Genomic DNA, 23,820 nt, shown 5'->3' with positions numbered 1-23,820 from the left:
TGTACAGCAAAGATCAACAGACCCTAGTAGCAAACAGCCAATACAAAAAGAGAATTTAGAAAAAGCAATAGCGGCGCTAAGTTAAGCCTTGAAATATAGTTATCAAGTCAATTAAATGGAGTTTATATGCGATATGCACTTTTTTTCTTGGGCGCATGCATCGCCTTTTATACTCAAGGGCAAGAGCTAGATATATTTTCTGATAAGCCATTAAAACAGCTTTATTTTAGATACGCTGAAGGAAGCTTAAAGAAAGTTGAATCTGAAAAGTGGGTAAAGCGTTGGGGACGATTTGACGGTTTAGTACTTAAAGCATTTAACGAAGAAGTTACAGGCTTTAATACTAATTCCACTAATACACTTAAGCTATTCAAAAAAACCTATCCACACAAGCTTTTACTGCTTCATTTCAACGGTAGAGCGTCGCTACCTGAATTTTCGAAACAGTACGCCACATCAAGAGATTATTTGTACTTTTTAGGTACCACAGTTCAGACATCACTACGTAAGAACGAGGATAAAAGTACGCTTAAAATAAAAGACGCGTCTGCCTTATCCATTCGAAAAAACCTTAGAAACAATTCGCGTGAAGACGTTGTTCTTGTGGCCATGAATAGTGATGGCACGCTAAATTGGAATAAGACTGAACATGCAAAGCTTATCGAGCTTAATAAAAAAGGCGTCATCACCATTAAACGCGATATATTAAATACTGGAAAGTTAGCGGGCGATGCAGACCAGATTTATATTGCGCAGCATGTAGCTAAAGGGCCGTTCAGTAAAAACAGCCAACGCCTCTGGGAATATAACTGGTTTACCTTTAACGAAACACAACCTTCTTTAGTTCGAACACTCCCCCATTTTTTGCACTCGCAACTTTCAAGTAATGTAAATTTTTTTGATGGTATTCAGTTTGATGTGTTAACAGAAGCACACCGTACAGACAATATCGGCTACCCAATGAAAATTGACGCTGATGCCGATGGCAAGCCTGATGTCTTCACTCCTGGCCAATACGATAAGGCGCACCAAAACGGTGTTTATACTTTCTTATCTGAACTTAGAGCAAAACTAGGTAACAAGCGTTTAATACTGGCTGATGGAAGCTACGCTAACCAGAGAGCGACATGGTTGCTTAATGGTATAGAAAGTGAAAGCTGGCCTGACGGAGGAGACCCTGAACTAACGCAATGGTCGAGTGGTTTTAACCGACATAATTTTTGGAGGGAATTTTCAGAAGCTCCCCACTTAAACTACATAAAGGTAGCGGCTTATCATGTTCCTAAGAAAGGGAAAATTGAACCTACCGACAATAACAGAAGACTTATTGTAGCAGCAGGTGTTCTAACCGATAGCGCTATAGTTCCAGCATTTCGTCCAAAGGGGGTTTCATTTCATAAATGGCCTGAGTTTAGAAAGCTAAAAAACATTGGTGCCCCAAAAGGTGACATGTTGACACTTCTTTCCCAAGAACTTATGCCTGTTAAGCTAGTGAAGAATGTGAAGGCTCAACAGCAATTTAAAGCACAGTCTTTAAACAATTTATCTGGCCCAATAAAGGCTTCACATTGTTTAGACTTACCAATGAACAACGAACCAATTGTTGTGAAGGTAGAAGCCAAACTAATTAACTCAGAACAAAAGCGACCAAGAGTTTTGTATATTGGCAATCAGCAATCTCAGCAGTATTCTTTTGTCGGAGACAAACCTTTCACATCGTGGTTCAGCTTTGATGAGGTGAGTTCACCGGTTTGCCTTACTGTAGAGGGTGGTGTAGACAAGTTGGAGCTTGCTGAAATAAGTTACACAAAAGGTAAAAAGGTCGAAGCCCGAGTGTTTGAAAAAGCAGTATTATTAGCAAACAACAGTAGTGAACAAGTAGCGCTATCTAAAAAGGATCTATCTGCCTTAGGAACTGAAGCAAAAATTGAAGCGCTAATGAAGGGACGCGAAGAGATCACAATTCCAGCGAAAGACATAAGGCTTGTTAGGTTCTAACAAGCCTTGACGGTTACCACTGATTCAACACAACTTCAGTTGATTTCTGACGTTGTGTAATACTGCTCGTCAAATGAATAGCCTTGCAGCCTCATAGCCTCGCCACAAACTTCAATAAAATACTGTTGTTGTTCATTCGTCCAACCCACAGCGTCAAGACTTGATACGTCAGAAGGCTTCCCTCCCGTTATTTGAGGGGATTTCTTTTCCTGATATTCAAACATACGCGTAATTGCACGCTCATTCACATTCAGAAAACGCCCCAATTCTTTCGTTACTGCTTGGGGCGCAGTAGCAAGTTCGTACTGCTCAACCTCAATCCACCAGTCATCACGCAAAGTTTGCTTTGACAATTGTTTTTTGAGCCTTTGCCATACTTGAACTGTTTGCGCCCACTGTTTGCAGTGCGCCTCAAATTTTGCTTTGGGAAATTTTCGTAATCTAGAAGAAATATTCTCAATACCACGGCGTTGGCAATAAACAACTTTTGTATTTGGAAATGCCAACATGACTAAAGGTAAAGCTCGAAGCATGGGTAGCCCCGGCGTTTTATCAACGATAATGTCATTACCGTAATAGGTGCTATATGTTTCTCGAAGCTGTTTCACAAGCTGAGCTTTTAAAAATATGCTCGGCACTTCCCACACCAGTGTGCCCTTATTGTTGGCGGCGAGACCCTTTTCTAAATACTCTTCAGACTGATTAACTAATTGGCTAAACAATTCTGCTATATGCGCCTCGCCGTGGGCCTTTTTGCGAAACGCTTGCTGCACCATATTACCCACCACCGTCGTTCCGCTTCTTGGTGAGCCAATTACAATATAAGATTGAGCTATTTCAGGGGCAGGAATGAACGCTAACCTTGATTTATAAACTCTCGGCTCAATACTCACGGTTATCTCTACAACATGAACTACAGATTTCAGCCCCTCGGTAGATAAACTAAGCTGCTTGTTATTTATTTTCCATTCGCTAAATACTTTTTCGCCATTGAGAAAAGCAGAGTGCGACAAAACCGTTAACTTCACACTTTCAGAATCTACCGGCTCACTCAAGTTAAGCGTGAGCGAGCTTTGACAAATCCCGACATCGGCTGATGAAAATGGCGACTGTTTTTGATGCTCTAAAAAATAAGTCCAATTCATTGTTATTTATACAAAGCCAGGTTGAGTTGTGCAGATTCGCTAATTGAGATAGGAGGCGTTATACCAGCTTTACAAGTTTTATGCAGCTCAGGGGCAGCAAGAATACTTCTAAAAGTTTCCAGTAAAGACAAGGGCTTACCGACGCTAAAAGTTAGCCCATTTACGTTATGCTTAACCTTTTCAGCCATCCCACCAATATTGCTCGCAATAACAGGCACACCAAACCTAAATGCTTCTTGAATAACAATAGGAGAGTTTTCATACCAAATAGAGGGCACTACCATCCAATCTGTTTCTGCAAGCAGTGCTGGCAATTCATGATTTTCGTATGGGCCATGCAGGAAAACCGTGCCTTTTAATCGTTTAAGGGCTGAGTACACTTTTTCCTGAAATTCGGCAGGCTGATATTCTAAGTTTGCTCCATGGATGTTAAGCACAAACTGCTGGCGGGTATCTTTGTCCATTAGCAATAGTGCGTCTAGCAAAATATCTAGCCCTTTAAAGCAGTTAATTTGCCCAAAATAAGCCAAACGCACTTTAGTCGAAGAACGGCTAACGCTATCGTTCATCTGAGCGTGCTCATCTAATTCCGGCGTACCGTTTTCAATGACTTCAATAAGCGAACTATCGATACCCCAGTCAACATAGCGCTGCTTTAAAAATTCAGACGGCGAAACAAAACGGTCCACAACAGAAAAAGCACGCTTTATGTACATTTCACGCATAAAAAAGTCGGCGGGCGACTTTTCCGGAAAGCAATTATGGCAGTTTTTTGGTGATGACTTAGCACACAACTTTTGTGAGTGAGGTTTCAACATTAAGCCATTAGCATGGCAAATCGCCAGGTACTCGTGAAGCGTAAATACAATTTTCGCCTCAGGTAACGTCTTACGTACTTCTAGTAGGGTTTCTACACCCATTAAAAAGAAATGATGAAAATGTACAACTTCTGGCTGCAGTCGCTTCAGCAAGTCGCGTAGTTCAGACCAAATATACCGAGTGCGTATATTAGAAAACAAAAAGTCATCGTCTTGGCGCGTATGAAACAACAACTCATTTGCCTTATTGCGAACGGAAAATGCCGCACCGCCATGAGGCGCTTCTTCACTTCTAGCCAGAAACGTAACATCATGCCCTAACGTTTCATATTCGTTAAATAGTTGATAGGCTGCTATTTCAGCCCCGCCTTTATGCACATCCGGGTGCCCATGGGCAATTATTAGTATTTTCTTTTTATCCATTACCCGCTACCACTTTTTCTACTTCGTTATTCCATTTGTTTGTATGACGAAGCCCATTAACCATAGACAAGGTGTGCTTCCACGTATTGCCAGACACCAGCGACTGCGACAAGCGCTCTAAGTGGTACATATGTACTGAGCCAGAAACCGCAATACGTTTTCCTGTGTTGCGCACTTTCATACACAGGTCGGAATCTTCAAAATCACCTAATATATAACCAATATCGAACCCGCCCACGTCTAGGTACTGCTGTTTAGTCATTAGCATTAATGCACCAGTAACGGCTTGCGCTTCTTTTATATCAAACGATTCAGTAAGCGATAAAGGAAAGCCTTTTTGCGGATGATAATTCATCCACATGCCGGGGTGAGAGGGGTCTTGCATGTATTCCATGCCCTGGTGCTGAATGGTATCGTCTTCGTACAGCAACGTACCGCTTAATATCCCCACGCTTTCTGCATTTTCAAACTGTTGTAAAAGCGTTGAAAATTGATGGGGCTTTTTAGGAATAACATCTGAATTTAATAAAACAATATGCTTTGATGAGGCATGACTAACGCCAAGATTGTTTGCGCCGGCATAACCCAGGTTGCGCTCACTTAATACCACTTTAAAAGGCACACCAAAGGTTTCAAATACCCCTTTGCACGTAACCATAAAGGCATGTTTTATTCTTGGATCGTCTAGTACATAGACTATTTCAATATTGTCGAAGTCGGAATCTAAACTGAATTGCGACATTTGAATTTGCACAAAATCGTAACGCCCATAAATAGGGATAACAAGCGATAGCAATGGGTTGGCTACTTCATCACCAAACTGTTTCACGTCTACCGCATTAGGTGCTTGTAAACGCCCAAGCCAACTTTTTTCTATAGCAGACGTTACGTGCTTGGTTAACTTGGGGAACTTAGCCGTGTTGGTAATATCAACATTGGCAAGAAGAATTTCTGTAAGCCAGGTTTCTTCCCTTCTAAACGGTTCGGCTTTAAGTGCTGAGCCTGTAAAAAACGTGCCGTCGACGCTGTACATTAGCTCTATATTTGGGCTAATAGGTTCTGGAAGCGAAACCGTAAAAGCAAAGCCTATCTTTTCCCCGTAACTTTTGGGCAATTCTAGTGCTTCAGCTACATCATACCTGGGGTGAAAAAACGCATCTTGTAGAATACAGTCGGAAATAATGTTGTTCAGCCGCAGGTTTATACGCTTGAATAAGCGAGCCTCGTCCAACACCCAACCAATTATTAATACTGTATGTGCATCCAATGTAAATGCGTAGTCGATTTGAATTCTACTGTCTTTATGAGACAGAGATAGACTTGAAGGGGTATTTTCACTAAAAGACAGCGATTTTTGCCCCCAATAGAAGCCATTGCGTTCTAGTAGGGCCGTTGCATCATTAAAATACGCTGAAGGCAACACTTCCAATTCAGCTAATTGCTGGGTAAACGAAACGTCATCAAGGTTAATGTGGTGAGTAACTTCTCCCCATGTTACTTCTATTTCGTTTTCACTTGTATTAGCTAACGCTATTAAAAAGCCGGTACTGTGATTTTCTGAACATTGCATAACTGCGCAAACATCTGGGCGTTTAAATAACAGAAGATCACTAAATTCACGAGCAAACTGCAGTTGATGCTTTGAAATATCATCGCCTACTACTGCCCAACCTCCCAGTAGCAGTTTGTTGCCAACTGCAAATGCGAAGTCTGTCTGTATTTCCATTCCTAGCACCCATTTAACTCTTAAATTGTGTAAATCAATCTTCTCTGCACAAGGGAAAACTTCATAAGTATAGAAGCATTATCTTGTTTTTCACCGGTGAATCAAACTAAAGTTTTCAATCAGAGTGCTTATTGAACAATCTTTAAGTTCAATATGTAATCTATACGCTCTTACATAGCTCAGCAAAGTGTCCACAACCTTTAATGAGTTTATAAATTCATTGCGTTTGACCATCAAGTTTGTTTAGATCCCTGGCTGAATACTCTGCCTTTTCCTCGACGCGACCAAAATTTCAATAAAGAATAGAAAGATAAAAGACGAAAAGGCAACCTGCAAAAATAAATTGCTCAGTGCTAACTTAGAGGGAATGAGATCACTTATGAGCTTCATATCAAAATTGATTGAACAAAATCCTAGCTTCTTCAATGAAGACTACAGTCGATATAACTTAAAAGCATCGTTTAACGATAATGAGTTTGACGAAAAGTATATAAACTTCTTTGCGGAAAATGGGGTAAGTGCAAGGATTTCTGCGTTTTTCGACCCTCATTATTATCTATCGCAGTACCCCGACGTGACTGATGCAGGAATGGAACCTCTAGAGCACTTCGTCAACTATGGGTTGTACGAGACTAGGAACCCCCACCCTTTGATAGATATGGATATTGTAAAAGGCGGATTAGGTGAGCAAACTGTTACGCTTGAAGCCATTGCACAATATTTTGTTAACAATCAGCGACCTTCGGCTTATTTTGATCCCGCCTTTTACTTGAGTGCATACAGAGACATTGCAGCAGCGGAAATTCCGGCACTTCTTCATTTCATAATGGCAGGTGCTAACGAGAAACGCCTACCAAATGCACACTTTAATTATGACTTGTACCGTCAAAGCTGTGGAAAAGAAATCGATGGCATAGATTTAATAATAGACTTTGCACTTCACGGCGACAAAAAACAGTTAGAATTTTCAAAAGAGTTTGACTACGAGCACTACAGTGAGGTTGCTCGTGACTACTTAGGAAAGGAAGACAAGTTATTTAGACATTACGTATTGGTTGGCCAAGAGTTAGGACTTTCGACCAAAAAGAAGTTGAAACTAACGGGTAAATCTTTAATTTCTTCTGGAGACTTATATGAAGAGTTTTCGCAACGCGTTGCAAATTCAACGAGTAGTTTAGAGATATCAAAACCTTTAGTCCCCCTAAGTATCCCTAACTTCTCAGAAAAGCAGCTGGTGAATGATTTAAATAGTGTTCCTAGCGCTGCTAAACCTGATATTTCTATTCTTATACCAGTTTATAAGGCGAAAAAAGAAGTATTAGAGTGCTTGCACTCTATCGTTACATCTGAGTTTAAAGGACTGTCGTACGAAATTGTTATTGCTGACGATGCACCAGATGAATTCGATATTCAGTCTTTATTGAGGGACATTCCGTGCATAAAGTATATAAAAAATGAAACAAATTTAGGTTTTCTGCTAAATGTTAACGCTGCTGTCGAAGAGTGTAGTGGAGAGTTTATAATTCTAACAAATAGCGATATCGCTTTTAATAAAGACAGCATAACTCTTCTGGTCGAAGGACTGACTGAGAGTAAAGATGTTGCTATCACTGGCCCGAAAATACTTTATCCTGATGGGCGTTTACAAGAAGCTGGGTGTAGCGTTAATGCAAAGTTAGAAACAAAAATGTTGGGGCATTTAGAACATCCAGAAGACGCAAAGTACTGTTTTGACAGAAACGTAGACTACATATCTGGTGCATGCTTATGTTTTAAAAAAGAAACATTCTTACAAATCGGGAAATTTGATGAATCTTTAGCACCTGCCTACTGTGAAGACTTAGATTTATGTCTAAGGCTAACGCAAGATGGTAAAAAGATAAAATTTATTAGTAAATCTTCGGTATATCATCATCTTAGCGTTTCAATGAACAGCATTTCAACTTTGTACAAGGTATCACAAACTGCAAAAAATAAAGTGTACTTGCTAGCAAAGCATGCTAAGTATTTGGCGAAGAAAAAGAAAAAGGTCATTGCATTACACTTGCCACAATATCATCAGACAAAACGAAATAACTTGTGGTGGGGGCACGGTTTTACTGAGTGGACTGGTTCTTCAAATGCAAAGCCAAATTATAAAGAACACTATCAACCTCACATACCTAGCGAGTTAGGCTACTACGATTTAACGCACGCAGATGCACATTTGAGACAAGCGGCAATAGCACAGCGACATTCCATCGAAGCTTTTTGTTTTTATTACTATAACTTTGGAAATAACAACGAAATTCTACAACGAGCCATTGAAACCTTTGCATCGTCTGGCTCAGATATGCCTTTCATGTTGTGTTGGGCAAATGAAAACTGGACTAGGACGTGGGACGGTGAGGAGCGAAATGTTCTCTTGAAACAAGAAGCCAACACCGATGCAGAATTTTTAGATGTTTTAAAGGCAATGGAGCGCTTCATAGCAGCCCCCAATTATTACACAATTAATGGAAAACCCGCTGTTTGCATATATAGAGCATCTCAATTTGACAACTTTGCAGCGAAGGTGAAGAGCTGGCGTAATTATTGGCGAGAAAATCATGGCACCGATCTTCACATTATCCTTTTTGATAGTATGGAGCGAGTAGCTCATGCGCCGTCTCCACAATCTCTGGGGGCTGATGCTGCTGTCGAGTTTCCACCTCATGGAATAACTTCTCGAACTTCACTGAAAGAAGACGAAGTAATTAATCCAGAGTTCAAAGGAACAATCATCGACTACCAAGATGCTGTAGAAGAATTGCTTTGTAGAAAACACCCTGGCTATGTTCGATATCCAAGTACTTTCCCTTCATGGGATAATACCCCTCGAAGACAAGATACTGCGACTATTTTCAAAGACTCACACCCTAACGTTTTCCAAGTTTATTTTGAGCATAAGCTTGAAGAAGCCGATTTGTACGATGACGAAGAGAAAATTATATTTGTCAACGCTTGGAATGAATGGGGTGAAGGTACGCATTTAGAGCCAGACCTGAAATATGGCGCATCGCACCTTCAAATAATCGACGCTTTAATTACAAGGAATTATTAAAAATGAAAGTAACTGTTTTTGGTCATCCGTTTTCACCGATAGGGATGGGGGAACAATTGGCTAGTTTTTCGGATGCATTATCCGCTTGTTACTTCGAACATAATATTTTTGATATTTACTCATCCGTAAGTAGTTTACAAAATAGAGATAGGTCGTGGTTACAAAGTAAACTTACAAATAACGTTAACGATTGTGATGTAAGAATTTTTCATATCAACGGCGACGAAGTTGAGGACGTACTAAACGAACTTAAAAACTACAATTTTGAAATGGATGCCGCGTACAATATAATTATGCCAGCGTGGGAACTTGAAAACTATCCGACTGTGTGGCAAGGAGGAATTAATTTATTTGATGAAGTTTGGGCAATTTCAACATTTGTGAAAAACGCTTTCGAAAAATTTTTTACAAAACCAGTACGGTTGATTGGTCAAGCTTGCGAAAGAAAGAACGGTGCCATTTTCTCAAGAAAATACTTCGGTCTTAGAGACAGTGCTCACATTATTCTAGGTTTCTTCGATGAATCCTCTTACTTCACAAGGAAAAATCCGTATGCACTATTGGAGTTATTGGAACAGCTAGAACAGAAGATTCCGGAAGAAGATTTTCAGATAGTTATTAAAACAAAGAACGTTGATTCAATAAGTTCATTCAAGGCCAAAGCCCATACAAAGCTAAAAACCATATCTGGCAACCTGAGTTACGATGAAATCACTTCTCTTATATCGTGCAGTGACACATTTGTGAGTTTACATCGCGCCGAAGGTTTAGGCCGTGGTGGTGCCGAAGCGCTGCTTTTAGGTAAAAATGCGGTTGTTACTAACTATTCTGGCGTGACTGAATATACACATCACCCACTTGTCCACCCAGTGAATTATGAGTTGATTAATTGCAAAGAAGGAGATTACCCTTTTTGCGCGGGTCAAATTTGGGCTGAACCTTCCGTAGCGCACGCTGCCGAATTAATTACCAATATTATATTAACAGAAAAAAATAGTGAGATTGCAGAAGCTTATCCAGACTCTATAACGAAATTAGGCGTCGGTAATAGAGTTATCGAAGCTTTTTCACAAATAAAGGGTTTCCAGACTAAGTAAAAGAAACTATATCATTAAATATCAAGGCTACATCAGCAAAGCAATGTAGAAAATTCAAATTTGATAGTTGTTACTTTCAATAAAACAATCACTTAAAAAAAACATAGTTTTGCTGGCACAAGCTAGTAAGATTTCACTCAACTAGTTTTAACTTAAAATTTTCTAGAGAAAGTTAAATGTCAAAAAAAATAATTCATATTCATGTTGGCAAATGCGCAGGTGGAAGTATTAACCAAGCTCTAAATTCTCTCAATTTGGCCTTCGTAGAGTTGCACTGTGGCGACGCGCCTGAACAACTTAAAAAGCTCATTAGGGAAGATCAAGGTGATAACCTCTACTTAGTGACAGCTCGCGATCCTATAAAGAGATTTATTTCTGCATTTAACTGGGATAAATACGAAAAAATAATTGTTCAGAAAGCGTCAAATCCGTATTGGAATAAAATATATGCTACGTTCGAAAGCGTTAACGACTTATGTGAGTCATTGGAGTCGAAAAACTCAGAAAAAAGAGAATTAGCGCACTTTGCTATCAAAGAATCAAAACTACATATCGAATTGGGCTTAGCTTGGTATTGCCCGCTTGAGACGCTAGAAAGGATACCTAAAGAACGGCTATTTCTAATTAAAACAGAAAATATTCTCGAAGATTTTAATAACTTTTTGTCGATTAACTTTGATGATAAGCCCTTGTTCACTGAGCTTGCAAAAGATAAAGATTCATCAAATTTCCTGGATACGTTAAATATCGAAAACCCAAAATATTTGAGCCCTAACTCTACTGAGATTTTACAGAGCGCTTTAAAAAAAGACTTTATTTCTTTTGAATATCTAAAAAAGTTGAGGTAACGTGATTTTTTGCGTATTAGTTGAACTAGCTCAGACTTGATCGTGTCCGACCGATAATCCCCACATTCAATTCATAAATTCGCTACGGCATGGTATTCTCTTTTTGTTTGGGGCAATGACCATGCGTAAGCAATGGGATGGACTCCTCCTCAACTTGAACTATTGTCCTTTTTTTGGTCAATATGGTGATGGTGAGTTACTAGTATTCAAATTAGGAGAAGCCCATGGGCCAGATTACTCGAGTCGGTGTTGATATTGCAAAGTCCGTTTTTCATGTGCACGCAGTAGATAGGTTTGGTGAACGGCAGTGGAAAGGAAAATACTGTCGAACAAAGTGGTTGGATGCTATTGAGAACAAGGTCCCTAAAGGGACTGAAATTGCAATGGAAGCCTGTGGTTCATCTCACTATTGGGGGCGAGAATTACAAAAACGAGGTTTTAAAGTCAAAATAATTCATGCGCAATTTGTTAAGCCTTACGTAAAAAGTAATAAGAATGATGCGATTGATGCAGAGGCAATATGTGAGGCTATGAGTCGGCCGAACATGCGCTTTGTAAGTGTGAAATCAAGTAAGCAACAAGACATACAATCTATACACCGTATCAGGGACAAGTTGATGGTTCAAAAAGCATCCAAAGCAAATCAGATACGAGGACTGGTAAGCGAATATGGACTAGTTGCGCCAGTGGGTATCAACAAACTGAGAGAAGCCATCCCCCTTTGGTTGGAAGATGCGGAAAATGGTTTGTCGGCGCTTTTTCGCTTGTTGCTACGTGATTTGTTTGATGACTTAAGGCAGCTCCAAGAGCGAGTCGATACGCTCGACACGCTTATTGAGAAAGAAGTCAAAAATGACCCTGTCGCACGTTCGCTACTTCAGTTGCGGGGGATTGGTATCCTGTGTGCCAGCGCATTGTCTTGTGCTATTGGAGATGCGAAAGGATACCGTAAAGGTAGGGATTTTGCTGCTTCTATTGGTTTAACGCCGAGGCAACACAGTACCGGCGGCAAGCCTAGGTTACTTGGCATCAGTAAGCGAGGCGATGGTTACTTAAGAAAACTACTTGTTCATGGTGCACGGTCAGTCATCCGGCATGCTCATCGGCATGATGATAATTTAAGTAAATGGATTGAAAAGCTCTGCGCATACAAGCACGTTAATACGGTAACTGTAGCGTTAGCAAATAAAACCGCGCGTGCAGCTTGGGCTATGGTAAATACAAACGAAAGTTATGATCCAGGATTAATAGCAAGCGCTTAAACGAATTTAAAAATACAAAAAGTGTTCATCCCAGTTGCAAAGTAAAATGTGAGATGGCTAACAGGTGAGACCGACACTTGAAAAACCTTACCCGGACGAAGAGCCTTTAAGCTCGTGTAAGCGCTAAGGAGCAAGTGTGCGAATAGCCCATAGAGGTTCGATGCAGTAAAAGAAAATGCATCATTAAGAAACCGGATACACGTTGGCAATCATACCCAAAGTTATCGAACAAATTACTTGCAAAAGAGGAGGAGTCCATACACGTCCGGTAATCCCACCTAGCGTTTAGCAAACTGCCATGGTAGCAGTTGCTCGATATCGACGTCGGGCTTGCTGAGTTCATCAAGGCAAGTCATCACATACTCGAACACATTGAGGTCGTTAGCTTTAGCGGTTTCGATGATACTGTAGAGCATTGCGCTGGCGTTTGCGGCCGTGGCGGTTTGACTAAATAGCCAGTTTTTTCTGCCTATCACGAACGGTTTAATCGCGCGCTCAGCGCGATTATTATCAATCTTTAGTTGGCCGTCGAGTGTATAACGTACAAGCTTTTCCCATTGGTTCAAGCAGTATTGTATCGCTTCGCCTAATTTGGTTTTCGGTAACACTTGTTGAACTGATTTCATTAGCCATGCGTGAAGCTGATTGAGCAACGGTAGGCTCTTTTCTTGTCTGGTAAGGTAGCGCACTTCGACCGTTTTATCGTTTAGCTGCGTTTCGATGCGGTAGAGCTTTTGGATATGATTGAGTGCCCAATCTGCTTTTCCGCTGCCTTTCTTACCCGCACCTTTTTTGGCTTCCATGAACTTACGACGTGCATGTGCCCAGCAACCGATAAGGGTCGCTTGCGTTTGCTCGTAGCCTTGATAGCCATCCACTTGCAGGTAGCCGCTATAGCCATCAAGGAAGTCTACTGCGCATTGCCCAGCCCGACTATTATGGTAGTCGTACAACACGATATTGGGTATTTCTGTATCAGGTATATTACCGTTAGGCGAGTCTGCGCCACTGGCGTACAGCCACATATAGCTGTTCGCTTTTTCAGACTCAACCACTTTTAGCGTGGTTTCATCTGCCGCGATAACAGGTTGCTTTAACAGGTGTTGATGGAGCTGCTCGTAAAGCGGTTTAAACAACTCAGCACAGCGGATTATCCAGTCCGCCATCGTCTTACGGCTTAATTCAATACCATGCTGTTTGAACATAGATTCTTGTCGATAAAGCGGTAACCCATACTGATATTTGCTGGTGATAATTTGACTTAACAAGCTTGGCGTTGCGTAGCCTTTTGGGATAACGCTGTGAGGCACAGGCGCTTGTTTAATCGTGTTGCTGATACCGTCCTTTTCACAGGTACGGCACGCATATTTAGGGCGAACATGCTCAATCACTTTGACCTGAACGGGGATAAACTGAAGCTTCTCTGACTTATCTTCACCTATGCGATGTAACTCACTGGCACAACAGTCACAGACTTTGTCTTGGTCGCTAATATCGTGAACGATAACTTCACGAGGCAGGTCTTTCGGTAGCGGTTTACGTACAGACTTTTTGCGAGTGTAGCTAATCGCTTCTTCAGCTGTTTCAGTTTCAGCCTCAACAACTAATTCTTCCGCTTCATTAAACAACTCACCTTGCCCAGGGTGACCTTCGGTACTTTTACCGAACTGCTTGTGCTGGGCAATACGAAACTGCTCTTCAAGATATTGATAGCGCGACATAACCTGCGACAACATCTTTTTCAATGTCGCTGGGTCGTCAGGTAAGTTTTCGATATCAATATTCATGACGTTATTATCAAGCAATAAGCCACTGATTACCCGACATTATTAAGACTATTTCGTGATCGTTAATCGCTACTTATGATCACAGGTTATAAGCCGGATGCGTTGTAGTTCAACGGCTGATGGCCAATGACATCGTAGCCCGATAACAGCCATTGTAGCTGTTGTTCACTTATATGCATCTGTTTTCAGTTTGCATCGACAGGCCACTTAAAACGATGCTTCTCGAGGCGCTTGTACCAGAGTGCGAAGCCTGTTTTATCCCAATAGAGTATTTTGACCTTATCGCGCTTTTTGTTGCAGAAGACGAACAGTACATCGCGAAACGGATTTAGGTTCATATCCTGCTCAACCACGACAATTAAGCCATTAATCGATTTGCGGAAGTCGACGATATCCATGTACAGGTAAATGTTGGCAGGCTCTACGAACATCTTCATTCGGCCAATGCCTTCATCACAGCGGCAACCCAGTGAGGGTTAATACTGGTTGGCACGCTAAGTTGAGCGTTTCCCAATTTCAGAAGGAGGTCGCCACCCATTGCTTCGGTGTAGGATTCAACCTTCGTGACTTCACGTTTCACCTGAACAAACTTGCTACTTGTTCGTTGAAGCCGAATATCGCGACGTCGGGTATAGTAAGTTTGAACGTTAATCTGCTGCTGACGACAAAACTCTACCGCAGTGAGTCCACTTTGCTTTTGTTGTTCAAATAGATTGAGCCAGTCTTGGATGTCTCTTCGTTGATGTTGCTGCATGGTCACTCCCCTTTGCAAAGAGAACACCATGCCGTAGCTAAGTTATGAATTGAATGTGGGGATTACCGGACGCTCACGACCATGCGCTGGCACACAAAATACCAAAACCTCGCAACTCAAGTAGCGAGGTAAGCGTCTGGCAATCCCTGTACGTTATACACTCGATGGTAAGTTAAGTATCGATAATAATCGCGCTGAGCGCGCGATTAAGCTAAGTTTGTCAGCCAGCATCTTTTTCAGCTTACTGTTCTCCGACTCTAATTCTCGGTCATTTGAGGAATTCTACACACCTAATCTAAAATTCATCTAAAACTATAAAATCTCGACGCTAGATCAGTTTCACAGCAATTCACATCCACTAATTGAATTGCACCTGCCAGCCACTCTGCACCTCTTTCATTCAACTCTTCTCTGTCTAATTTGTTATTATACAATTTCACGCCCTTTTTATAGTCTGCCTGTAAAGTCCACCTGTCTTTAAGTAACTCTAAAGCTGGGTGATTTGGTTCGCTACAGGAACTTATCAGTAAAGGTAGGTCTTTTAACCTCTGTGTGTTCAACAAATAGTCACCTAATTTAATAACTAAAGGGGCTAAAAAGCCGAGCACGTCTATACCGTTGAGAAGGCACTGTCTCGCATTTTCACCTTCTCCGATTTCAATTAAAAACTGCGCTTTTGCCAGATAAAAGTTTACATTCTTAGGGTTCTGCTCGAGCGCTTTGTCCAGATGAAACCGAGCGTTTAATGGCTTGTTTATCCGTTGATAACATTGTCCAAGAAACATATTGATATAAGCGAACTGTGAACCTAGAACCACAGCTTGTTTAAAAAAATCAATCGCTTCACCGTAGCACTCTTTCTTATAATATAGCTTGGCCAACGCCAACCAGATGTCACCACTCAGAGGAAACTTATCTTCCACAAACTGATGAATTTGCTTCAATTGTGCCTCGGTTAAGTTTTTTGTGGGGTACCTACTTACCCAGTCAGCTACGCTTTCATCCGTTTTTTCTTTTGGCCATGTTATTTCAATAATGGGATTTTCTTTCGATGTGTTACTTTCTTTGGCTAACTCACGGCATTTAGATAAATAGGCTTCTCTAAAACTTGACGGTAGTTGACTGATGGATGTGAATTCAGGGGTGAAATAAACCGCATCTTCGTCTGTATGTCTTAACTCAGCACGCTCTAGTAATTCATGCCATACATGTTCTAACCTAGCTTTTAAATGGCTTGATAACATATCTGGAATAAGCGTTGACGCTTGGTCTCTAAGCATTTTGCTTTCAATTGGGCTTTCAACCGACTCATTCAAACCTAATTTAAATTTGCTATTAAGCGTTTTTAAAATAGGCGCGCCATTAAATAGTGCTCGTTGCGTTACTATTAACGATTTACTCGGATGTTTTTTGGCAAATGCTAGTAGTCTTTTATTGTAAGCCAGCCACATTTTCGCGGCTAGTTCCGGTTTTCGCCAAAATCTAAGCCGCTTGTCGTTTTCTAAGTTTTCGGGCAGCTGATGGGCAAACTCCCTACTATGCCGGTGCAAAAGGGATTCAATACAGCTACTCCAGTGCCTTGCAACGAACAGAAAGTTTCCCTGTTCTTCTAGCGCTTCGTTCCATTCATTCAGAAATAAGCAGGCTCTAGGGTCTTTCACACCCCAAACAGAGTGGTGTGAACTTCGCAGCTTGATATATTTATTAAGAAAATCAGGCTCAATATCCAAAGACGTTTCATCATGATATTGCCAGCTTGTATCATTCTTTGCTAACTGTTCATCATGCAATCGAACTACAGCCCAGTCTTCAAAATGCCCTTTGGGGTTACTGATACTATTTCCCATTAGCTCATTACCCATATGCAGCCCTGCATTGTTTAGGTAATTGGCTGTAGCAGACGTAGCACTGCGATGAAAACCTGTGCAAATAAGCGCCTTACTTACATTATTGACGGGCTTATCATGTAAGCTTTCGTTTTTGGTTGTTTTCAATTTTGACATATAGATTTTTTCAAACGTATTATCTTGAAGCACTGCGCCGAATAGGTATTTTAGCTTTTCAGAGCTCAGCTTTTTTCATCGTTTTTAAACAACTAAAACCACGTTTGGCGCGGGTGGTACCATCAAACTCTTTTCCTGTGTGAGAGAAAAAAATGTTTATCGCTGGGTTTTAAAGTTGAATAGTCCACTTATCACTCGCCCATCGTTTTATAAAAGTATCTTTCAATTAGGAAATTTATTCGATTTAATTTTAAAAGCTAATCAACTCGCCCATATCTATCTGAAAAACGAACAATATCATCTTCACCTAAATAAGCACCCGATTGAACCTCAATAAGTTCCAAAGGTATTTTACCCGGGTTTTCTAGAGCGTGAACTGCACCTACTGGAATGTAAACAGACTGATTTTCTGTCACCAGCTTAGTCTCATCGTTTATTGTTACACTTGCAGTACCGCTTACAACAATCCAATGCTCAGCACGGTGGTGGTGCATTTGTACAGAAAGCTTTTCTCCTGGTTTAACGCTTATTCGTTTAACTTGGAAACGCTCGCCATTGTCGATTGAGTCATAACTCCCCCATGGTCTAAATACTTCACGGTGAAATTGAAACTCTGGGCGCATTTCGCTTTTCAGCTTATTAACAACACTTTTGATACTTTGCGCGTCATCTTTATGTGCAACCATTACCGCATCTTTAGTTTCAACAACAATAACATCGTTAAGTCCAATAACAGACACAAGCTTTCCTTCTGCATTCACATAACTATTGCGAGTGTTCTCTAATATTGTATCGCCAATAGTTACATTGCCACTTTCGTCCTTCTCTGATGTTTCCCAAAGCGATGTCCAACTTCCAACATCTGACCATCCTGCATCTAAGGCTACCATTGCCGCTTTTTCTGTTTTTTCCATTACAGCGTAATCGATTGAGTCATCAGGGCAACCACCAAACACTTCTTTGTCAACACGAATAAAGTCTAAATCTGTACTTTCTGTTTCAATAGCATCTTTACATGTTGCGAGTATTTCAGGGGCGTATTTTTCTAACTCAGCTAGATAACGGCTTGCTTTAAATACAAACATACCGCTATTCCAAAAGTAATCGCCAGCATCCACATATTTTTGCGCTGTTTGAATATCTGGCTTTTCTTCGAAAGTGTCTACGCTAAAGCCGTCAGCTAAGCGCTCTCCAGCTTTAATATAACCGTAACCAGTATGAGCGTGACTTGGAACAATACCAAAAGTAACCAAATAATCTTTTTTAGCTAGTTCTTCTGCTTCTTTAATAGCATTATGAAAAGCAGATTCATCTTTAATTAAGTGATCAGCTGCAAGTACGAGCAATATTGGGTCTTCGCCATTTTGGGTTGCGTGTAAAGCCGCAAGCGCAATTGCAGGAGCCGTATTACGCCCGACTGGTTCTAACAAAATACCATCATGAGAAATGCCCTTCTCTCTCAGTTGCTCTGCCACTAAGAAGCGATGAGCCTCGTTACATATAAAAATAGGCGATTCAGTATCAAAACCATACAAACGAGCAATGGTTTCTTGAAGCATTGAGTCGTTTGAGGTGAGTGAAAGAAATTGCTTTGGAAGAGCAACACGAGACTTCGGCCACAAACGGCTTCCTGTTCCGCCTGCTAAAATTACTGGCTTCATTTATATTCCTAAGAAGTAGCTATTGCTTAATATTTGTTTGTAGAGTTTAACAATAATTACAACGGCTTGTTGAGTATATTTTAAAGTTATCTGAGATATTTTTCTAAAAAAATTAAGCGTTTCCAAAGGCAGGTTTATTATGTACAAATCTAACAAGTCTTGAAAACTATAAAACGTTTCTTTTGCGCTACCTTTATTTGAATTAATCTATGCTTTGCTTTTCATCAATGCGTTCATTGTCTTTACATTGAGTATCACTCCAAACAACTACTAATAACACCCCATACAATGCCGCTAAACAAACCCATTGACTACACCCGCTTCCCAAAAGATACTTTAAAATGAAAATACACCTGCTTTTCAGGTGTGCTGTTACTTTTATCATGGAAGATATGGATGTTTTTATCTACTGGCTTTTCAATTGGCCGCGCTAAACGTATCACCGCCGCATTACTATTTTTGTTCATTGCACCTGCTTTTTCCTATGCAAAAACACATGAAATTATTGTCGAGAATACCGTACCCGAGGCATTAGCTGCCTTTGTGGCTGATAAGACCGCCCAAAACTACCATCAAACTACAGCACTCGCTTCTAACGATGTTTACTACAACCTAGACGGTAGCATAGCTGCTTATGTATTTTCCTATTGGCTTGATAATAAAAAAAAGCCGCTAGCTATTTCTGCGGTAAAGGTAGATGAAGTAAAACAAAATAAAGCATCGTTTACTTCACTTACCCCCCAAAACAGCTCGCTTGAAGAGCGAGAAAGCGCATTAAGTTTGTTACGTCAGGCCGAAAATGCTTTAAGGCGTAGAGATGAAACCGTTACAGTAATTATATCGGCTTCTTTTCAATCTGAACCGGTACTAGATAGGTTCTTCGGTATACCTCACCATTTATACAAACAACCTTTGTATTACGGCAGCAGTGTAGCTAGCTCAGCCTTGCTTAAAAGGCAGGTGTTAATGCTATCTGTAAACGAACTTTACTTTTTCACGCCGTCGGCAAGTGCAAAAACAAATGTTAATAAAACAGTTACGCCAAGTATAAATTACGCTACCTCTATTCATTCTGTAAATACAGGGCTAGCTGCGGATGTTAGCGCATTGCAGCTACGTAACTCAAGCCAACAGATGCAATCTGCGGTTACTGATGATGCCAGCGCTATTCACAGTCACTGGAAGATGTATAAAGCAATCTTTGATAAAAAGGTGGCTGCAAAATGAAGTATGTTCTTTTAGTTTTTCTATTTCTTATTTCTGCACAATGTGGCGCGGCTAATTTTTCACTTCCTAAAGGAGGCGCGCATTGCGAAAGCTCTGTAAATGGCATTAAAACTTGCAAAGTTAATTGGGCACATGATGTCGATCACGGCACTCACAACTTTAAAATTTCTGATACTGATTTTGGCACCACCTACTATTTCAAAAATAAAGATGGGAATGCTATATCTGGGTGTGCATCGGTTACCAATAAACAAAAAACCACTTTTTTTGGTGATTGGACGCCCGACTGCGATTACGCCGTTTATCAAGACGGCGACTATGAGTTACACGGCGTAATAGAAAACGGAAGCGTAGTTGAACATCATATATGGGCGTTCACGGTTAGAAAGAAAAAACCCGACCTTATTATTTCTGCACTTTCTTTAAGTAATACGGTGCTAGATGCGGGTGAAAACCTTACCGTAAATTATTCGGTTAAAAATCAGGGCGAGGCGTCTACCGGTAGTGGCCCAAAACACTGTGTTTACTTATCAGCCGACAATATTATTGATACCAGCGATAAGTGTTTAGATGAAGACTCGCAGTTTTCGATTGGCGCGGGTAATACTAACTCTGAAACCACGTTTATCTCGATACCTGATGATACCCAGCCGGGCACTTACTTTATTGGTGTTTACGCTGACTATAAAAATGCTATTACCGAGTCTGACGAAACCAATAACACTTCAGCCATTGAGATTACTGTACCTAAAGCCACTGATATTGTTTTAGCAAAATGGGTTGGCCTGCTAGAGCGGCATGAAAACGAAAGCGTTGATATGTATGCAGAAGTGCGCGGCTTTGATGTTGGCACGGCCATTAAATTTCAAATTTACGAAGATGATCTTGCTGGCGACGACCCTGTCGAAACTATACTTACCTATGTTGAGCAAGATGAAAACTCAGGAAAACTGGTTGCCAAAACGTCGTGGAATACAAAGTATGTTGAAGATGTTTATGGGCACCCCGAGTACTATTTTAACGCTGTAATAGGCAGTTATAAGAAAAGCTCTGGCACATCTAGCTCGCAGTTGCTTACCGTTGTGCCTGCTAATGTTCCCGATATTGACTTTACTTACGTTGAGCACCATGGCTCTCCGCTTATACTAACCCCCTCGCCGCGCGTAAATGAAAACACTAACATAAAAATTGCTGTTCAAAATAAAAGTACTGTTGCAATTAACGAAGGCTTTGCCGTCACGCTTTTTGATGAAACCGAAGGGGTTGAGATTTATACATGGCAGATAAGCGAAATAGCGGCTTTAGAAAAGCAAATATTAACTATTCCAGAGACCGCCTATAATGCATCGCATTGTGCTCAATACTGCTTTATCAGTACAGGCATTCACCGCGTAACGGCAACTATCGATACGTTAAACATAAATAACGAACTTACATCGAATAATACCTTTGAGACCACGATAAACGTAACACTTGCTGATAACACTGATAAAAAACTAACGGTTATTACCCACGGCTACCAAACCCTTGGTGAGTTGCCCGATTGGCCTATCGATATGGCTAAAGCTATTCAGAACAGAGCGCTAGGTGCAAACGGCAACGCCGAAATATGGGTGTTCAACCCGGTTAGCGCGCAGCTAGAACGTATAGGTGAAGCATTAGAAGGCACAAACCATTTTATTGTTGTTCATGACTGGACTGAGCTTTCGAATAATTTATCCCCTGGCTATTCAGAGGCGTCAGCACAAGCCCTTTTAGGTGCCATTGTTCACCTTCAAACAAATCAGAACATTGACGCATTTACTAATGTACATTTGATTGGCCATAGCAGAGGTACGGTAGTGAATAGCGAACTTGCGGAGCGTATGCTAAGAGCTGGCATGCCCGTTTCGCACGTTACTACGCTCGACCCTCACGATTCAGGCGGACTAGAGCTTGCCTACACCGACTACGATGTAAACCCCGGGCGTAGTAACGATGGCATCGTAAATTGGAAGGGCATTGAGTGGGCAGACAATTACTGGCAAAACGGTAGCTTGGGCATTACAGGCCGCAATATTGTGTCGACCTCGTCCAAAAAGTTAATGGCCCTAGGACATTCAGATGTGCACGCCATGTATAGCGGTACCATAGATATGTTTACCGAATCGGTAGAGCCTCATTGGTACGACTTTAATTTAGTAGATAGACGAAAGCATGGTTTTAATTTGTCGAAAACGGGCGGACTTTCCTATTTAAGAACTTCAGACGACTACATCTTCGACAGTTTATTCGCGGCAAATCAGCAAGTAGAAAGTGACTTTACGTGGACAACATTAGGGCACGGCATTGTAAACGGTAACTTATCAAGAGGTAACTTAGGGGTTGGAGGGCTATTTATGGACATCCCTGGGTTTGAACTTTTAGATACTGGCGCAACAAGCGCAGCACGTATAATGACAGCTGGCGGCAATGCACTGCTAACACTCGAATCTAGCGACCAAAAAATTACGATTAACCCTTTTTATGTTCCCGCATCGGTTAACGGCATTAGCTTTGATGCTTGTAATACGCATTTAACCCTTAATGCAACGCTTGAGTCGACTATTACAATTCAACAAGCGTTAGTAAGGCAGCACGATATAGCCGCTAACAGTTGCGTAAACGTACGCGTGCCCACTGGCACACCTGGTGCTGCAGCTTTTTCTTTACGATTGACGTCTGGCGTTCAAGGTTATGATGTGACTATCGACAACATTGTATTTGTTGATGATGAAAACAGTACACTTCCTGACAGTGACGGCGACTACATTGATGATACCGCCGACAATTGCCCAACCATTGCCAACCAAGATCAGCTAGACACCGACAGCGACGGCTTAGGCGATGCCTGCGACAGCGATGACGACAACGACGGCATGCCGGATGTGTATGAAGCGCGTGTGGGGTTAAATCCACTAGTGGCGGATGCCGATGGCGATGCCGACGGCGATGGCCTGACTAACCTTGAAGAGTTTGAATATGGCACCGACCCGTTTAATACCGATTCTGATGGTGATGGCATTAACGATAAGCTGGATAACAACCCTACCGTGCCTGATGACAGCAGCGCTTCTGAGCTTGGCTCAGGCATACCGTTGCTGTGGCAAGATGTGAATGGCGATGGTGTGACTGAGCTGGGTGTGTTTAGTGTAGGTGGTGGTGTGCCTAGTCTTTCCATTATAAATCCTGTGGATAGTGCGGAACTGTCGAACATTCGCTGGGCAGCAGGCGCTTACGTGCCCTCGTCTATAACACCTATCGCCTTACCTGATATGGATAGTGACGGCATGATGGATATCGGTTTATTCGGTATTCGCCAAGATGAGGGTAATGAAGGTAAACCGCAGTTCTTTGTGCGTAGTGGCAGTACTGGCAAACGCATTTCTGTATTCAACTGGCCCGCAAACTGGAAGAACATGCAGGTTATGGTGATGGATGACTTAACCGGTGATGGGGTACCTGAAATTGCCCTTGAAGGCACATTTAAAGATGGCGCTAGACCACAGCTTCGTGTGCAAGATGGCGCAACTGGCGCTAACGTGGGCGTGTATAGCTTCCCTGCTATCTTTGATAGCCCGTCTTATTATCAACACAGTGATTATGATGGCGATGGTGTGAATGATGTGGCGCTGTTTGGTCGTATTAAGCGCAATAACAAAATACAGGTGAAGTTAATCAGTGGCGCTAACAGCAATAATAAGCTTAGTGCGTATAACTTCCCTGATAAGTGGGAAAACGTGAGCTGGCAGAAACTGTTCGATATGAATGGCGACAGTGAAAGCGAATGGGGCTTATTTGGCACCAGCCGTGAAGACGGCAGAACCATGCTGTTAGTTAAAGATGCGGCCGACAAACGCGGTTTAGTCGCCAGCTATGCGTGGCCAGGTATGGACAGCCCCACCCTACTGACTATTCCTGATATATCAGGCGACGGTATACCAGAGCTAGCCGCCGCGGGATTAAACACC

Annotated in this window: 15 protein-coding genes; 7 read left to right on the top strand and 8 right to left on the bottom strand. The window is 41.5% G+C overall.

The window, feature by feature from the left end; translation table 11 throughout:
- Window positions 1–126 precede the first annotated feature (126 nt).
- Window positions 127–1,998: a hypothetical protein gene (locus ACX5KA_RS01195; RefSeq protein ID WP_458730252.1), complete on the top strand. Its 1,872-nt coding sequence runs from the start codon at window positions 127–129 to the stop codon at window positions 1,996–1,998.
- A gap of 35 nt (window positions 1,999–2,033) precedes the next feature.
- Here the strand turns inward: ACX5KA_RS01195 and ACX5KA_RS01190 are convergent, their stop codons facing one another.
- The 3 genes from ACX5KA_RS01190 to ACX5KA_RS01180 are packed head-to-tail and all read right to left on the bottom strand — an operon-like array spanning window position 2,034 to window position 6,110.
- Window positions 2,034–3,143, bottom strand: a complete 1,110-nt coding sequence (locus ACX5KA_RS01190; protein ID WP_458730251.1) for a sulfotransferase — start codon at window positions 3,141–3,143, stop codon at window positions 2,034–2,036.
- A 2-nt stretch (window positions 3,144–3,145) separates the two neighbouring features.
- Window positions 3,146–4,384 (bottom strand): glycosyltransferase family 4 protein, encoded by a 1,239-nt coding sequence (locus ACX5KA_RS01185; protein WP_458730250.1) that lies wholly within the window; start codon window positions 4,382–4,384, stop codon window positions 3,146–3,148.
- Window positions 4,377–6,110 carry a glycosyltransferase family 2 protein gene (locus ACX5KA_RS01180; RefSeq protein ID WP_458730249.1) on the bottom strand — a complete coding sequence of 578 codons (1,734 nt, stop codon included), beginning with the start codon at window positions 6,108–6,110 and terminating at the stop codon, window positions 4,377–4,379. The genes ACX5KA_RS01185 and ACX5KA_RS01180 overlap by 8 nt, the downstream gene beginning before the upstream one ends.
- A 658-nt stretch (window positions 6,111–6,768) precedes the next feature.
- Between ACX5KA_RS01180 and ACX5KA_RS01175 the strand changes: the two genes are divergently transcribed.
- The 4 genes from ACX5KA_RS01175 (at window position 6,769) to ACX5KA_RS01160 (ending at window position 12,399) form a co-directional block, all read left to right on the top strand.
- Window positions 6,769–9,192: a glycoside hydrolase family 99-like domain-containing protein gene (locus tag ACX5KA_RS01175; RefSeq protein WP_232363658.1), complete on the top strand. Its 2,424-nt coding sequence runs from the start codon at window positions 6,769–6,771 to the stop codon at window positions 9,190–9,192.
- 2 nt (window positions 9,193–9,194) lie between these two features.
- Window positions 9,195–10,289, top strand: coding sequence for a glycosyltransferase (locus ACX5KA_RS01170; protein WP_020744378.1), 1,095 nt, complete (start codon window positions 9,195–9,197; stop codon window positions 10,287–10,289).
- 176 nt (window positions 10,290–10,465) lie between these two features.
- Window positions 10,466–11,137 (top strand): sulfotransferase family 2 domain-containing protein, encoded by a 672-nt coding sequence (locus ACX5KA_RS01165; protein ID WP_020744379.1) that lies wholly within the window; start codon window positions 10,466–10,468, stop codon window positions 11,135–11,137.
- A gap of 224 nt (window positions 11,138–11,361) precedes the next feature.
- On the top strand, window positions 11,362–12,399 hold the full coding sequence (locus ACX5KA_RS01160) for an IS110 family RNA-guided transposase (protein WP_283617754.1): 1,038 nt from the start codon (window positions 11,362–11,364) through the stop codon (window positions 12,397–12,399).
- A 278-nt stretch (window positions 12,400–12,677) separates the two neighbouring features.
- Here the strand turns inward: ACX5KA_RS01160 and tnpC are convergent, their stop codons facing one another.
- From tnpC to ACX5KA_RS01135, 5 genes are all read right to left on the bottom strand, one after another.
- Window positions 12,678–14,186, bottom strand: a complete 1,509-nt coding sequence (gene tnpC / locus ACX5KA_RS01155) for an IS66 family transposase (protein ID WP_458730253.1) — start codon at window positions 14,184–14,186, stop codon at window positions 12,678–12,680.
- A gap of 185 nt (window positions 14,187–14,371) precedes the next feature.
- Complete coding sequence (gene tnpB / locus ACX5KA_RS01150; protein WP_458730248.1) at window positions 14,372–14,623, bottom strand: IS66 family insertion sequence element accessory protein TnpB; 252 nt, start codon at window positions 14,621–14,623, stop codon at window positions 14,372–14,374.
- Window positions 14,620–14,940, bottom strand: a complete 321-nt coding sequence (gene tnpA, locus ACX5KA_RS01145) for an IS66 family insertion sequence element accessory protein TnpA (RefSeq protein ID WP_020746260.1) — start codon at window positions 14,938–14,940, stop codon at window positions 14,620–14,622. The genes tnpB and tnpA overlap by 4 nt, the downstream gene beginning before the upstream one ends.
- A 302-nt stretch (window positions 14,941–15,242) precedes the next feature.
- Window positions 15,243–16,943 (bottom strand): hypothetical protein, encoded by a 1,701-nt coding sequence (locus ACX5KA_RS01140; RefSeq protein ID WP_148290592.1) that lies wholly within the window; start codon window positions 16,941–16,943, stop codon window positions 15,243–15,245.
- A 257-nt stretch (window positions 16,944–17,200) separates the two neighbouring features.
- Complete coding sequence (locus tag ACX5KA_RS01135; protein ID WP_020744395.1) at window positions 17,201–18,604, bottom strand: mannose-1-phosphate guanylyltransferase/mannose-6-phosphate isomerase; 1,404 nt, start codon at window positions 18,602–18,604, stop codon at window positions 17,201–17,203.
- Between the two features lie 396 nt (window positions 18,605–19,000).
- Here ACX5KA_RS01135 and ACX5KA_RS01130 point away from each other — a divergent pair, with 396 nt between their 5' ends.
- Window positions 19,001–19,831 carry a hypothetical protein gene (locus tag ACX5KA_RS01130; RefSeq protein ID WP_458730247.1) on the top strand — a complete coding sequence of 277 codons (831 nt, stop codon included), beginning with the start codon at window positions 19,001–19,003 and terminating at the stop codon, window positions 19,829–19,831.
- A partial coding sequence (locus ACX5KA_RS01125; RefSeq protein ID WP_458730246.1) for a CARDB domain-containing protein occupies window positions 19,828–23,820 on the top strand: 3,993 nt, incomplete at its 3' end. The genes ACX5KA_RS01130 and ACX5KA_RS01125, both read left to right, overlap by 4 nt.

It is taken from the genome of Alteromonas alvinellae, from assembly GCF_902705805.1.
This window is presented reverse-complemented; position numbering and strand designations above follow the sequence as displayed.

What these genes read in the sequence shown, in the direction of transcription:
- ACX5KA_RS01185 (WP_458730250.1), bottom strand. Translation starts at nt 4,384, where the DNA reads ATGGATAAAAAGAAAATACTAATAATTGCCCATGGGCACCCGGATGTG.
- tnpC (WP_458730253.1), bottom strand. Translation starts at nt 14,186, where the DNA reads ATGAATATTGATATCGAAAACTTACCTGACGACCCAGCGACATTGAAA.
- ACX5KA_RS01135 (WP_020744395.1), bottom strand. Translation starts at nt 18,604, where the DNA reads ATGAAGCCAGTAATTTTAGCAGGCGGAACAGGAAGCCGTTTGTGGCCG.
- ACX5KA_RS01180 (WP_458730249.1), bottom strand. Translation starts at nt 6,110, where the DNA reads ATGGAAATACAGACAGACTTCGCATTTGCAGTTGGCAACAAACTGCTA.
- tnpA (WP_020746260.1), bottom strand. Translation starts at nt 14,940, where the DNA reads ATGCAGCAACATCAACGAAGAGACATCCAAGACTGGCTCAATCTATTT.
- ACX5KA_RS01165 (WP_020744379.1), top strand. Translation starts at nt 10,466, where the DNA reads ATGTCAAAAAAAATAATTCATATTCATGTTGGCAAATGCGCAGGTGGA.
- ACX5KA_RS01140 (WP_148290592.1), bottom strand. Translation starts at nt 16,943, where the DNA reads ATGTCAAAATTGAAAACAACCAAAAACGAAAGCTTACATGATAAGCCC.
- ACX5KA_RS01130 (WP_458730247.1), top strand. Translation starts at nt 19,001, where the DNA reads ATGTTTTTATCTACTGGCTTTTCAATTGGCCGCGCTAAACGTATCACC.
- tnpB (WP_458730248.1), bottom strand. Translation starts at nt 14,623, where the DNA reads ATGAAGATGTTCGTAGAGCCTGCCAACATTTACCTGTACATGGATATC.
- ACX5KA_RS01170 (WP_020744378.1), top strand. Translation starts at nt 9,195, where the DNA reads ATGAAAGTAACTGTTTTTGGTCATCCGTTTTCACCGATAGGGATGGGG.
- ACX5KA_RS01160 (WP_283617754.1), top strand. Translation starts at nt 11,362, where the DNA reads ATGGGCCAGATTACTCGAGTCGGTGTTGATATTGCAAAGTCCGTTTTT.
- ACX5KA_RS01175 (WP_232363658.1), top strand. Translation starts at nt 6,769, where the DNA reads ATGGATATTGTAAAAGGCGGATTAGGTGAGCAAACTGTTACGCTTGAA.
- ACX5KA_RS01190 (WP_458730251.1), bottom strand. Translation starts at nt 3,143, where the DNA reads ATGAATTGGACTTATTTTTTAGAGCATCAAAAACAGTCGCCATTTTCA.
- ACX5KA_RS01195 (WP_458730252.1), top strand. Translation starts at nt 127, where the DNA reads ATGCGATATGCACTTTTTTTCTTGGGCGCATGCATCGCCTTTTATACT.